This is a genomic window from Rhizobium sp. CBN3 (assembly GCF_030518245.1).
Classification (GTDB): Bacteria; Pseudomonadota; Alphaproteobacteria; order Rhizobiales; family Rhizobiaceae; genus Rhizobium; species Rhizobium aethiopicum_A.
The window spans coordinates 45,201-58,774 of record NZ_JAULSE010000017.1 but is presented as its reverse complement, the minus strand read 5'-3'; the positions used below and the strand labels follow the sequence as shown (position 1 = coordinate 58,774).

The window sequence follows — 13,574 nt, the reverse complement described above, 5'->3', positions numbered from 1 at the left end:
TGCAGGCGGGATTGGCAGCGCCACGAGCGCCGTGACGCCAATGACGGGATAAGAAAGTCGCGCCTGGGGATGGAAGCGACAATATGATGATGTTCTTATTGAATGCCTTGTTCTACTCTATTGATATGACAGAAGTTTGCATGATCAGTTGCCAGAATGCTCAGTGCCCTGTTAACCGGTGACGGCGACGCAATAGGGCGGGTCCTTACCCGACTGCTTCGCGCTGCGACATTCCTTGATCACGGTACCTCGGTAGCGCAGTGAAGGCGGCCGGGCTAACGGGCAATGTCCGCAATGAGCCACTTTATTCCCGTTCGTGCAATCTATACGTTCGGGTAGGTGTGTTTCGCCTTCGATTATGTTGTGCCGGATCCAGCGCACTGGCGCTCACTTGAACGGAGATCGACGCCCAACCATCTAATCCCTCACAACAACGTTATGGCGACGATCGCATCCGCGATTGCTTTGCCGACGGCGGGACGGCCGTCTGCCGCCTGAGGATCAAAACATGGGTTACATGGATAAGGATATAGTGCCCCAGAAAGACGGGGCGCTGATCGATGCCTATTCGCAATCGATCGCAGCAGCAGTCGACACGGTCGGCCCGGCGGTCAGCCGCATCGAGCGGGCCGGAGGACGGCAGGGGCACGGGTCGGGCTTTGCTGTCTCGCCCGACGGCCTGATCATTACCAACAGCCATGTCGTCGACGACGCCAAGGTGGTTCGCATCACGACGCCTGATGGATTCGTCACCGAAGGCCGGGTGCTCGGCCGGGATATCGATACCGATATCGCCCTTATCCGCGCCAATGCCAGCACCGGGGCCTGGGCGAGGCTCGGTGATTCCCAGCGCCTGCGCAGGGGCCATATCGCGATCGCGATCGGAAATCCGCTGGGCTTCGAATGGACCGTCACTGCCGGTATCGTTTCGGCGCTGGGCCGGTCGATGCGGGCAGCCAGCGGCCGGCTGATGGACGACGTCATCCAAACCGATGCCGCGCTCAATCCCGGCAATTCCGGCGGGCCGCTGGTGTCTTCCGGCGGCGAGATCATCGGCGTCAACACCGCTGTCATCCAGGGCGCACAGAGCATCGCCTTTGCCGTCGCATCGAACACCGCCAATTTCGTGGTGTCGGAGCTTCTTCGCTATGGCCAGGTCAGGCGCGCCTTCATCGGCATAGCAGGTGACACGATCGTGCTGCCGCGACGGGTCGCACTTGCGGCGGGCACGGTTCAAACGACATCCGTCCGCGTCCGCAGGGTCGAACGGGAGGGGCCGGCGGCAAAGGGCGGGCTACAGGAGGGCGATTACATCCTCGCCATCGACGGCAGCCCGGTCGGCGGCGTCGACGATATCGTCAGGTTGATGGATGGCAGCAGGATCGGCAGGGAGACGGAGATTTTGGTTTTCTCAGTAGCCGGCCGGATTGAGAAGAAGACATTGCTGCCGATGCCGCGGTCATGATGACTGTTGCCACGAAAGGTTGCCGACAGCCGCGGCTTACCGAATGAGCGCGCGACCGCGGCTCGTTGAGAAGGCGCGCTCCAGGCGCCAGCCATGACTTGCTGGTAAAAAACAGAGACACCGTTCCGTCACGTCAGGCGCTGACCGCCTCCGGCTCCATCCCGGAAAAGTCCACTGCCGCGAAAGCCGCCGCCAAGACCTCCGGTCCGGCACCGTTTTTTGCCGCGTCGGTAGAGAGGATCTGGCGGTAGCGACGCGCCCCGGGCAGGCCGGTGAAGAGGCCGACCATGTGCCGGGCCACCTGTTGCAGCCGGCCGCCGCCGGCGATATGGCGCTCGGCATAGGCCATCATCCGGTCGCACAGCGCCTGCCAGTCGGGCTCGGCCGCCGGCGCGCCGAAGAAGCGCCGGTCGATGTCGGCGAGGATCGCCGCGTTCTGATAAGCGGCCCGGCCGAGCATGACGCCGTCGACATGGGCGAGGTGCTGGGCGGCCTCGTCGAGCGTGCGGATGCCGCCGTTGATGCCGATGAACACATCGGGCCAGCGCTGTTTCATCCGGTAGACGATCTCGTAGTCGAGCGGCGGGATCTCGCGATTTTCCTTCGGGCTCAAGCCTTTAAGCCAGGCCTTGCGGGCATGGATCCAGATCGCGTCGGCGCCGGCATCGAGAACGCGGGTGATGAGTTCCGGCAGCGCCTCTTCCGGCTCCTGCTCGTCGACGCCGATCCGGCATTTCACCGTCACGGGCGCGGTCGCGACCGCTTTCATCGCCGCGACGCATTCGGCCACCGTCTCCGGCGTCAGCATCAGGCAGGCGCCGAAGGTGCCCGATTGCACGCGGTCGGAGGGGCAGCCGACATTGAGGTTGATCTCGTCATAGCCATAGGGCTCGGCGATTTTCACCGCCTCGGCGAGTTTGGCCGGATCCGATCCGCCAAGCTGCAGGGCCAGCGGATGTTCCGCGGCGTCGTGGCCTAGCAACCGCTCGCGCGGGCCATGGATGATGGCGTCGGCCACCACCATCTCGGTATAGAGCAGCGCCTGCCGGCTGATCTGGCGGTGGAAATAACGGCAATGCCGATCCGTCCAGTCGATCATCGGGGCCACCGCAAATATCGGCCTCTTCTCAGTCATCGACGGTCCATTGTTCCTTGTAGCCGCGGCGCCTCAATGTTGGCGCCCTGATCGCCGCTCAGGCGAGATCATCATTAAGGGCGCATATAACACCTGGCTTTGCGATCGACAAATCCAAGCGTGGCAAACAAAAACGGCGCCCCTTTCAGAGCGCCGTTCCCGCCGAAGCGATAATCTAGCTTACGAAGCCGAGATGTTGACAGCCTTCGGGCCCTTGCCCATGCGGTCCGGCTCGGTGTCGAAGGTGACCTGCTGGCCTTCGCGCAGCGACTGGATGCCAGAAGCCTGCAGCGCGGAGATGTGGACGAAAACGTCCTTTGCGCCGCCGTCCGGGGTGATGAAACCAAAACCCTTGTCCTGGTTGAAGAATTTTACGATGCCTTTGGTGGCCATTGGGATAGTCCTTTTCCCTTAGTCTGTGTTTATCCGCGCCCCCGAGAGGAAGCGGACGGCTTTAGCTTTCGTCCCGATTGGGGTTGGGGACGAAGGGTCAGTCGGAGAAGTCACGTACGGGGAAAGAACGTCTACGCAGGCGGGTATTCCCGCGCCCCTTCCGTAACGGAAGAGTACCACATCAGTCCAGTCACCGGCATGCAAATGCCCGAGTAGGTGGATTGGTGCCATCATTTCGGTCAAAATGCAAGCGTCATTATTGTGGCATGTTCTTTCTCGTGACAGGAAATGCCGAAGATTCAGTTACTTGAGGAAAAGTTAGCAGATCCTTGCACGGCTGTGCCACATCGGGATTTCGTGCCGAAACGGGATGAGGGGCGCTTCGGCGGCCGGGCATGGATTTTGCGGAGCGGCGGTCGGAGCGGCAGGCCACATCGATCAGCCTCATGCTGAAGAGGATCGCAGAGCCTGCCTCCGGTGTTCCTGGCGCCGTCTTTGCTCCGCCCTCATCCTTGCTGAGGTGCGTAGGCTACAGGGTGAAGCCTTGAAGGACGGGGGCGGCCACCGGCGCCATTGCCTTCGATTCTGCATAGGGGCTGTGTGGAATGCCGGTAAGGGGTTGCGCGCCCGCCCTCGTGGTTCGAGACGGCGCCCCTTGGGCCTCCTCACCATGAGGGTTCTCTTTTGGCGCCTGCGGTATTACTGCGCATCCCCCAGCAATGCACTCAGGCTCCAGGGATTGTCGCCCTGCTGATCGGCGATGTCGTCGACCTTCCAGCCGCCATGCTCGCGCACCAGGCTGTAGAAAAGCGTCACCTCCTTGCCATTGTCGAACTGCACTTCCACCTCGGCCTTGTCGTCCAACAGGGTCGGCTGTCCGATCCTGACATTGCTTGCCTCGCCGTCCTGACCTGCAATGACGGGATCGAAATCGACTGCGCCGACATCGCCTTCGGGCGTGTTGTCGAGATCGGCCTGGAGAAGCTTGTTCAGATGGTCGGAAAAGAAGATCGAATAGGGCGACGGCGCCTCGGCGTCGCTCCTGTCGGTGTCGTAGCTGTAAAGCGCCTTGAGCAGCGCCTTCGGCGTCTTGTAGGTCTCCGCCAAGGCGGGCAGGGCCGCGAACGCCGAGATGGCGAGGGCGAGGATGACGGTGGGCAGACGCATGTAGGCTCTCCTGCGATGAGCAGAGAATCATAGCCGAAACGGGCGTTGAGGTGGAGCGGCATTTTCTGAGATGCCCCGGCCGGGTCGCTTGCCTTGCCGCGTCCCTGGTGCCAGCAGGCAAGCGCCTGAAAATCGCAGCCGGTGGGGCTTGCAGATTGCAAGTCCCACCGGTGCTGAAAGCCCGGACAGCGCACATCTTGGCGTCTGGCAACAATCCTGCCGCGATTAGATCAAGGTGTCATGCAGCAGGCTGGAGGACGACAGCTCGAAGATGTCTTTCACGGTAAGGGTGAAATCGTGGCTAGTGGTGTTGCCGGCTGCGTCATAGGCCTCGGCGGTAAAGGTCAGGCTGTGGGTGCTTTCGAAGTCGATCGCAGCCTTCGTCTGGATCTTGTTGCCGACGAGCTTGAAGATGCCATCGGCATCATCCGTCAGACGCCACTTCACCGTGCCGCCTTCCGGATCGACGGCGGAGAGAAGGCCGACCGAGGTGCCGATCGCGACGTTCTCCGAGATTGAGCTGCGCGAGAAGGAGAGCTTGATCGGCGCCTGGTTGACCGGTGCCTCGTTGACGTCGAGCACGTTGATCGTGATGTCCTTTTCAACCGTGACCTTGCCGTCGGAGACGGCGACCTTGATCGTGTGCGACTGATCGGTCTCATAGTCGAACGCTTTGGAGGTGACGATGCGATTCCCCTTCAGCCGGAAGTGATCGTCGGCGCCGTCGAGCAACGTGTAGGTGAGCGTGTCGCCGTCGGCGTCCTTGGCGCTGAGCAGACCGACCGTGGTCCAGATCGGCGTGTCCTCGGAGAGGGCGGTTTTCGACAGCTGGATATTGGTTGGTGCGTTATTGGTGCTCTCGAAAGTTTGCGTGGCGAAGTCATAGACCCCATCGGCAAAACGGGCGAATTCGACGTCGGTCAGCATATCCTCACCATCTTGCCCACTCAGGCTCATCACGATGTGGGATTGATTGTCGTAGCGGAAGCCGAGCATGTAGTCGGAGAAATTACCGGAGAAGACCGCCGTGTCGGTGCCGGCGCCGCCATGGATGATGTCGTAGCCGCCGTTGCCTTCGAAAATGTCGTTGCCATCGGTGCCCGTAAAATCGTCGTCGCCACCGCCGGTCTTGACGTCAATGCTGGAGCTATAGCCGGTGATAAAAGCTCCGTGGTCTCCCAGTTCATCGGAAAGATCGAGGTGGGCGCTGTCCGTTATTGCCAGTGAGGGCCGAGAAACAACGTCGAACGGATTGATCGACCCGATGATGCTATCAAAGCTTTCGAACTGCGCGCTCGAACCGGCAACCTGAAATCTCCCAGTGTCAAGGACTTCGAAGTTCTCGATCGTTAGCCCTCTAAGATCGGGAGCTTGTAGCGTATCGAACCCGTCACCGCCATTCACTGTTCCGGAGACCAGTGGAGCGAATGGCTGCACGATAACGACATCGCTGCCATTGCCGGCGTCGATGTCCAAGATTTCCGGCACGAGCCCGAGATCCGGAGAGAAGTTGCCAACATCACCGTCGGTGATCGTATCGTTGCCGGCGCCGCCTCTGATGACATCATTCCCGCCGTCGCCGAAGATCTGGTCATTGCCGTCGCCGCCATTCAGCGTGTCGTTGCCAGTTCCGCCATGGAGGTGATCGTATCCAGCGCCGCCGTTTAGTGTATCTGCGCCGTCGCCGCCCGAGATCGTGTCGTTGCCTGTACCTGTCGTGATCACATCATCGCCGCTCGAACCCGTCACATTGGCGGAGCCCGAGCCCAGTTCGTCGGAAAGGTCTAGCGTCCCGGAATCCGAGATTACCAGGGTAGCTGCGAGGAGAGGATTCGTTTCGGAGTGGCGGATGACGTCGTAAGTTTCGAACTCCGCGCCGGTCTTGGTGATCACGGCGCCATTCGTCTCCAGAATATTCAAAGGAATACCCGGCTCGGTACTGTCGGCGGTGAACGTTCCGGTGGCGAAATCGTAGACACCATCGGCAAATCGCGCGAATTCGACGTCTCTCAGCGTATCCGTGCCTTCCAGGGCGCTCGTCACGACGTTATTGAAATTTTCCTGGGCAAGGGAATAGTCGGCAAAATTGCCGGCGAATACAGCGGTGTCCGTGCCGTCGCCGCCATCGATCTCGTCGTCGCCAGCGCCGCCGGTCAATTTGTCGTTGCCGCCATTGCCGGCGAAGTAGTCGTTGCCGCCGCTGCCGTCGAAAATGTCGTTGACGTCACTGCCCTGAAATTCGTCGTCGCCGTCGCCGGTTTTGACGTCAACGCCGGAGGGATTGTTCCAGTCCCAGATAAAAGCTCGGCGGTCCGCCAGTTCGTCGGAGAGATCGACGTGGGCGCTGTCAGTCACCTCCAAAGAGGCGAAGGAGTTGAGGAGCGGATCTGTCGACCCGATGATATGGTCAAAACTCTCGAACTGCGCGCTCGAACCGCTCACAGTGTATGGCCAGGTTTGAAGGACCTCGATGTTCTTGATCGTCAGACCGTCGAGCGAAGAGGTTTGCAGCGTATCGATTCCGGCGCCGCCATCGACTATTCCTGAAATCAGTGGATTGTATCTCTCCACGATTATGGAATCGTCGCCGTCACCGGCGTTGATGTCGGTGAGTTGCTGCTGGTCGCCCGTTCCCGGCCAGGGGATGCCACCATCAAAAATTGTATCGTTACCGGCGCCGCCGATCAATTTGTCGTCGCCGCTACCACCACTGATTACATCGTTGCCGGCGCCGCCGTTCAGCGTGTCATTCCCGTCGTCGCCTGAGATGGTGTCGTTGCCTGCGCCCGTCGTGATCGCATTGCCGTAGTAAGAGCCAATCAAATATGCAGAGACGGAGCCCAGCTCGTCGGCCAAATCCACCACCGACGAATCGGAAACGGTTAGGGAGACAGGCGCGGCGGGGTTGGCTTCGGAGTTGCGGATAACATCATACGCTTCGAACTCAGCGCCGGTCTTGGTAACTGTGGCGCCGTTGGTGTCCAGAATATTCAGGGCCATATTAAACTTTCCAAAAGATGCGTTGCATTCTGTAAAACGAGAAATCTTCAGAAGAACTGTTCTCCGGTTCAACGGACGACAACCCTTCGGGGATCTATGCCAATGCGCAACCAAGTTTTCAATGGAAAATTGTGTTTTTTTATTATGCTTTTAACGGAAAAGTAAGTGTGAACACCTTGTTGTAGTCGGAATTAGAGAACCTGTTGCTTTATTTTAGTCTTTTAAATTATATTGAATTCGCGTAGCGGTTGTGGGTCGGCTTCCGGTTCAGCGCCATTCCAGTCGATCCCGCTTTACGCCAGCTTGATGAGACCTGCTTCTGTGGGCCTGAAGCCGCAGGCTCGGTAAAAGCCGGCCAAGCGCGGTTCGAAATCGACGTGCAGCCACTCAGCGCCGCGCTCGCGGGCGATGCTCGTAGCCTGCCTGACCATGCGCATCGCGATGCCCTGCCGCCGCATATCGGGATGGACCGACGTGTCGAGGAGGAAGGCATGAATGCCTCCATCCCAGGCAACATTGACGAAGCCGACGAGCCTGCCGTCGCTATAGGCGCCGATATGGGCGAGACTGCGGGAGAGGATTTCGGCGAAATCCCGGCTGTGCGGGCTGCCCCAGGCGGCAGAAAAGAGGGCGTTCAATTCGCCGGCGGCGGGGAAGGGGTCGGTACGCAGTTCCAGCATGGGTGGTTTTCTCCGTTCGAGCCGGCCGAGAGCAGAAGCTAGGGCCGGGAGGTTGCGGATCAATCACGGTGGAGTGGTTCGAAGCTGCAGCACGTGTTACACATATGAGGCGCGGGCATTCCCGCAGGGGCGCAACTGAGGCGTCGTTGACACCGTATCGTCACGGAACATAATGAGAACATCTGGCATTCCACTGGCAGAGAGGGTTCCATGTGCGGACGCATATTCGTCAAGACCTCGCTTGAAGAGCTGATCAGCAATTTCTCATTTGCGGTCAGGGGCGGGGATATCGACGGACTGGGAAATCGCTTTCCCCGATGGAATGGCGCGCCGTCGCTGGATTACCCCATCATCATCAGTGACGTCGTGCGCGAGCCTGATACAACAGGCCCCATCTTCGTGTCGGCACGCTGGGGTCTGCTGCCCTCCTGGGCCAAGCCCGGGGGCCGGCCGCCGCCGGTCAATATCCGTTGCGAGAGCATTTCTTCCAATGGCATGTCTCGCGCGGCATATCGTTCGCGCCGGTGCCTGGTGCCGATTAACGGCTTCTTCGAGTGGAAGGACATTCATGGCACGGGCAGGAACAAGCAGCCCTATGCCATCGCGATGAAGGACGGTTCCGCCTTCGCGCTCGCCGGCATCTGGGAAAGCTGGAAAGATGAGAACGGTATTTCGATCCGCAACTTCGCCGTCGTCACCTGCGAGCCGAACGAGATGATGGCTGAGATTCATGACCGCATGCCCGTCATTCTGCATCGCGAGGATTATGAACGCTGGCTGTCGCCGGAGCCTGATCCGAAGGATCTGATGAGGCCTTTTCCGGCCGAGCTGATCACGATGTGGAAGATCGGCCGGGGCGTCGGCTCGCCCAAAAATGACGGGCCCGAGATCATTGAGGAAGTCGAGGACGATCCGGAGCCGACGCTGATCTAGGGCAATTCCGGAAAAGGCGGTGGCGGTCTTGCCTGGAATCGCTCTGATTCACCGGCTCAGGCGGGAGCCATTCACAAAACCATGCGGCCAACCCATCCTCACGAGGAGAGGACAAAGCATGCCAGACGATGCCGGAACGCTGTTACGGTCGTTCCTCAACAATGCCCTTCGCAGGCAGACGCAGCGCCGGATCCGGGATTTCGGCGGCTATGAGATCGGCAAGCGCCGAAAGCCTGATGTCATCGATGCGATCGCAGACGAGGTAGCCGAATTCCTCTGCACCTATCTCGACATCAAGGCGAACGGCCGACCGGCGACCAGGGAAGGGGTGGTCTTCGCCATCGCCCAGGCACTGCGGAATGTCTCCGATGAACTCGCCTACAGGCTGACATCCCGCGAGGACCAGGCGTGGAGAACCGTCTGCGAGTCCGTCGCCGTTTTCCTGGAAGCCTGCATGGAATTCGACCAGAAGCCCTATGACGGGTCGCTGACAGCGCGATCGAACTATAACGGCTGGAAGAGCTGGGAAATGATCGTCAGCGGCGAGAGGCCCCGGGGCAAATGGCGCCACGCGTGGAAGGAAAAACCGGGCGACGATTTCATCGGCTTTGACGGCGAAACCTGTATGGGGCGGATCTTCAAGATCGATTTCACCGGCTCCGACGAGCGCTGGTACTGGCTGATGGCGGCCGATGGCAGCCCACGGCGCGGATGGCCGGCGGCCGGGTATGAGGCGAGTGCGAGGAGTGCGGCTTGTCGGGTGGAGCGGATTTATTTCGCGCTGGCGAAGGGGGCGGCGAGGATTGAGTCTGGGTGAGGGTGGAGGCGGTACTTGGGTAGACTAGTTGGCTCTCTCCAGGTCGGGCGAGGGCGACTACTGCTCCTCCGTCATCCCAATAGTCTTGCATCAGAGAGATATTCCCTCGAGTAATGCGGTACCCGAGCGCGTTATTTGGAGCGCCGCGGAAAGTTCCCCGTTAAAGAGATTCATCGCGATAAGGATGAGAATTTTTCCGTATCATTCCATTGGTGGGGCCGATGCTCATTCAGGCAAGGCTTTGTTTTGCGGATGGAAGCACGTCAGTACAGCATATGCGCATCTCCCTCAGCGTGACAGGTGACAAGCACCCGTACAAATAGCTGGCCTTCAAGCCACGGCGAACCGCGTGTACAAACTTCGCGTTAGCAGATTGTAGCTATGGCTCCCAACCAGTCCCCACAACAACCTAGTAGCGCGCCCAAATCTTGCGCAGTTGAACGCCCACGCACTCGGTCATCTTCCGATCCTGCTCCTCGGTCGTATCGGCAACGCGTGGATTGCGCGCCTCAAGAGCAAACCGACCAAATGCGGCGGGCCAGATGTAGCGCAGGTCGTTCAATGATACGGTGCCGCCGCAGCAGGGGGCTTCGGCGTTCAGGTCTTTGAACCCATCGGCAGCGGCGGCATCCATGGCGTCTCCCCACCATTCCTCGGCATCCGCGCCGCAGGCGCTGCATTCCACCCCGGACCAGTTCTCGCCTGGGTCGTAGAACCTGACCTCATCTTCGAAGCCCGCAGTTACCTCATCCGCCTCGGCGGCGATGGTTTCCAGCAGGGAAACCGCCGTGTCTGCAACCTCGGGGGAGGGCTGCCAATAAGGGTCTGCAGGGACGTAGCGAAGGATGGTTTCGGACATTGTCGCTCCTTTTGGGCTCGAGGCACCGGCTCAGTACTTTACTGCACCAAAAGAGTCGGATTCGTTACCGCCCCGGTCGCCCGGTCTTCCCCTTCGTCCGTCCCTTGCGCTTCTGTTCGCCCGGCTCCTCATAGCTGCCCGCGCCCACCCGGCCGCGCACCACCGGCCGCACGCCGACGTCGCGTTCCGGCTGGCCTTCCAGTAGCGGCGAAAACCGCTTCGTGCCCTTGGCGGCGTCAGGCTTGTCAGGCACATGGCCGCTCACCGGTTTTTCCGTGCGGCCGACGGTCATTTCGTCGAGGGTGTTGCGGCGGAAGAGGCTCTTGTTGTCGGCGGGGGTGGCGACGTGGCGGCCCATTTCGTCGAGTTCGGGCTTGCGGAAGAGGGGCGTGGCTGTGTCCGTGCCGGGGCCCATGTCGTCGAGGGTGGGTTTCGAGAAGTAGGAGGGTGTGGTACCCCCCTCTGTCCTGCCGGACATCTCCCCCACAAGGGGGGAGATCGACTCGCGGGTGGCTTTTCCGTTCCTTTTGCCGCCTTCCTGGTTGCGGGCTTCCTCGCGTGCCATCGGATCGTCCATCGCGGCGAGTTCCACGGCCTTGAGGCGTTTGATTTCGTCGCGGAGGCGGGCGGCTTTTTCGAAGTCGAGGTCGGCGGCGGCGTCGCGCATGCTCTTTTCGAGCGCGTTGAGATGGGCCTGCAGGTTGTTGCCGACGAGGTTGCCGCCGTCGGCGAAGCCTTTGCCGGAGACACCCGAGATGTCGGCGCGGACGTGGTCACGCTCGTAGACGCTGTCGAGGATGTCGGAGATCTTGGCCTTGACGGATTCCGGCGTGATGCCGTTTTCGAGGTTATAGGCCATCTGCTTTTCGCGGCGGCGCGCGGTCTCGTCCATGGCGCGCTGCATGGAGCCGGTGACGTTGTCGGCATAGAGGATGACCTTGCCGTCGACGTTACGGGCGGCGCGGCCGATCGTCTGGATCAGCGAGGTTTCGGAGCGCAGGAAGCCTTCCTTGTCGGCATCGAGGATGGCGACGAAGCCGCATTCGGGAATGTCGAGGCCTTCGCGCAGCAGGTTGATGCCGACCAGCACGTCGAAAGCGCCGAGACGCAGGTCGCGGATGATCTCGATACGTTCAAGCGTGTCGATGTCGGAGTGCATGTAGCGCACCCGCACGCCCTGCTCATGCAGATATTCGGTCAGGTCCTCGGCCATACGCTTGGTCAGCACGGTGCAGAGCGTGCGATAGCCCTTGGCCGCGGTCTCGCGAATCTCGCCGAGCACGTCGTCGACCTGGGTGCGGGCGGAGCGGACTTCGACCGGCGGGTCGATCAGGCCGGTGGGGCGGATCACCTGTTCGGCGAAGACGCCGCCGGATTGTTCCATCTCCCAGCCGCCCGGCGTGGCCGAGACGGCGATGGTGTCCGGGCGCATGGCGTTCCATTCCTCGAAGCGCAGCGGCCGGTTGTCCATGCAGGAGGGCAGGCGGAAGCCATATTCGGCCAGCGTCGCCTTGCGGCGGAAGTCGCCGCGATACATGCCGCCGATCTGCGGCACGGTGACATGGCTTTCGTCGATGAAGACGATGGCGTTGTCGGGGATGTATTCGAACAGCGTCGGCGGCGGATCGCCGGGGTCGCGGCCGGTGAGGTAGCGCGAATAGTTCTCGATGCCCTGGCAGGAGCCGGTGGCTTCCAGCATCTCGATATCGTAGCGGGTGCGCTGTTCCAGGCGCTGGGCCTCCAGCAGGCGGCCGGCCTTCTCCAGTTCGGCCAAGCGCAGCCGCAGCTCCTCCTTGATCGCCTTGATGGCGCCGTTCAGCGTCGGACGCGGCGTGACATAGTGCGAATTGGCGTAGATCTTCACCGATTTCAGGTCGCCGGTCTTTTGGCCGGTCAGCGGGTCGAATTCGGTGATGGCGTCGATCTCGTCGCCGAACATGGAGATGCGCCAGGCGGCATCCTCCAGGTGGGCGGGGAAAATTTCGATCGTATCGCCGCGTACGCGGAAGGAGCCGCGGGTGAAATCCATGTCGCGGCGCTTGTACTGCTGGGCGACGAGATCGGCCAGCAACTGGCGCTGGTCCAGCCGGTCGCCGACATTCATCTGGAAGGTCATGGCCGTATAGGTCTCGACCGAACCGATACCATAGATACAGGAGACCGAGGCGACGATAATGCAATCGTCGCGTTCGAGCAGCGAGCGCGTCGCCGAGTGGCGCATGCGGTCGATCTGCTCGTTGATGGAGGATTCCTTCTCGATATAGGTGTCGGAGCGCGGTACATAGGCTTCCGGTTGGTAATAATCGTAGTAGGAAACGAAATATTCCACCGCATTGTCGGGGAAGAAGTTCTTGAACTCGGAATAGAGCTGGGCGGCCAGCGTCTTGTTCGGCGCCAGGATCACGGCCGGGCGTTGCGTTTCCTCGATCACCTTGGCCATGGTGAAGGTCTTGCCGGAGCCGGTGACGCCGAGCAGCACCTGGCTGCGGTCGCCATTCTCCAGGCCCTCGACGAGATCGCGGATCGCCGTCGGCTGGTCGCCGGCCGGCTTGTACTCCGAGTCCATGCGGATGGTGATGCCGCCTTCGGATTTGTCCGGACGGGCAGGGCGGTGCGGCGTCCAGATCTTGCCGTTCTTGTGCAGCGGGTTGCCGCTCTCGATCAGCTTCGACAGCGCCTCCACCGTGGCGGTGACGCCGCCGGGTGCAATGTTGCCGGCATCCTCGAGCGAAATGTCGAGGCCCGCCACCGGGTTGAGGCCGGCGGCGGCGCGCGTCTTCGGATCGGACGAGCCGCCGATGGAAACGCCGCGCGCGGTCTTGCTCACCGTCGCCTTCTTGTTGACGCTGACGGCTTCCGAATGCTTGCGTGCTTCGTTCTCCACCTTCTTGCGGTGCTTGCCCGCTTTCGAGGCAATCTCGCGCTGGCTTTCGACGCCCGATGCTTCGGCATCGGCCTCCAACTGCTTCACCCAATCGGCGACGGAGCCGGAGAGGGGGACGCCTTCAAAGGACGATTGCGGGGCTTCCTCGAAACCATTCGAGGTCGGAGATTTTTTCGGAGCTTTGGCCATGGCGCGAATATGGAGAGAGTTAGCGCGAAAGGGAAGAGGCAAAGAGTACAAA

Annotated in this window: 10 protein-coding genes; 3 read left to right on the top strand and 7 right to left on the bottom strand. The window is 61.0% G+C overall.

What is annotated here, in order from left to right; translation table 11 throughout:
- Positions 1 to 508 precede the first annotated feature (508 nt).
- Positions 509 to 1,465 carry a S1C family serine protease gene (locus QWJ46_RS22905; RefSeq protein ID WP_302754082.1) on the top strand — a complete coding sequence of 319 codons (957 nt, stop codon included), beginning with the start codon at positions 509 to 511 and terminating at the stop codon, positions 1,463 to 1,465.
- Between the two features lie 133 nt (positions 1,466 to 1,598).
- On the opposite strand, the gene dusA is transcribed toward QWJ46_RS22905, so the two are convergent.
- The 5 genes from dusA to QWJ46_RS22880 all read right to left on the bottom strand — a co-directional run bounded on the left by dusA (position 1,599) and on the right by QWJ46_RS22880 (position 7,840).
- Positions 1,599 to 2,600 carry a tRNA dihydrouridine(20/20a) synthase DusA gene (gene dusA, locus QWJ46_RS22900; RefSeq protein ID WP_302754081.1) on the bottom strand — a complete coding sequence of 334 codons (1,002 nt, stop codon included), beginning with the start codon at positions 2,598 to 2,600 and terminating at the stop codon, positions 1,599 to 1,601.
- Positions 2,601 to 2,780: 180 nt separating this feature from the next.
- The gene (locus QWJ46_RS22895) at positions 2,781 to 2,993 is read right to left on the bottom strand and encodes a cold-shock protein (protein ID WP_064803342.1); all 213 of its coding nucleotides are present in this window, start codon (positions 2,991 to 2,993) and stop codon (positions 2,781 to 2,783) included.
- 699 nt (positions 2,994 to 3,692) lie between these two features.
- Positions 3,693 to 4,160 carry a DUF3828 domain-containing protein gene (locus tag QWJ46_RS22890; protein WP_302754080.1) on the bottom strand — a complete coding sequence of 156 codons (468 nt, stop codon included), beginning with the start codon at positions 4,158 to 4,160 and terminating at the stop codon, positions 3,693 to 3,695.
- Between the two features lie 225 nt (positions 4,161 to 4,385).
- Positions 4,386 to 7,160: a metal-binding protein gene (locus QWJ46_RS22885; protein WP_302754128.1), complete on the bottom strand. Its 2,775-nt coding sequence runs from the start codon at positions 7,158 to 7,160 to the stop codon at positions 4,386 to 4,388.
- Between the two features lie 293 nt (positions 7,161 to 7,453).
- Positions 7,454 to 7,840, bottom strand: a complete 387-nt coding sequence (locus tag QWJ46_RS22880; RefSeq protein WP_302754079.1) for a GNAT family N-acetyltransferase — start codon at positions 7,838 to 7,840, stop codon at positions 7,454 to 7,456.
- 210 nt (positions 7,841 to 8,050) lie between these two features.
- Between QWJ46_RS22880 and QWJ46_RS22875 the strand changes: the two genes are divergently transcribed.
- Complete coding sequence (locus QWJ46_RS22875; RefSeq protein WP_302754078.1) at positions 8,051 to 8,773, top strand: SOS response-associated peptidase; 723 nt, start codon at positions 8,051 to 8,053, stop codon at positions 8,771 to 8,773.
- A gap of 118 nt (positions 8,774 to 8,891) precedes the next feature.
- Positions 8,892 to 9,590, top strand: coding sequence for a hypothetical protein (locus QWJ46_RS22870; RefSeq protein ID WP_302754077.1), 699 nt, complete (start codon positions 8,892 to 8,894; stop codon positions 9,588 to 9,590).
- A gap of 409 nt (positions 9,591 to 9,999) precedes the next feature.
- On the opposite strand, the gene QWJ46_RS22865 is transcribed toward QWJ46_RS22870, so the two are convergent.
- Together QWJ46_RS22865 and uvrB are read right to left on the bottom strand one after the other, a co-directional pair.
- Positions 10,000 to 10,449, bottom strand: coding sequence for a hypothetical protein (locus QWJ46_RS22865; protein WP_302754076.1), 450 nt, complete (start codon positions 10,447 to 10,449; stop codon positions 10,000 to 10,002).
- Between the two features lie 64 nt (positions 10,450 to 10,513).
- The gene (uvrB, locus tag QWJ46_RS22860) at positions 10,514 to 13,522 is read right to left on the bottom strand and encodes an excinuclease ABC subunit UvrB (RefSeq protein WP_302754075.1); all 3,009 of its coding nucleotides are present in this window, start codon (positions 13,520 to 13,522) and stop codon (positions 10,514 to 10,516) included.
- Positions 13,523 to 13,574: the final 52 nt, after the last annotated feature.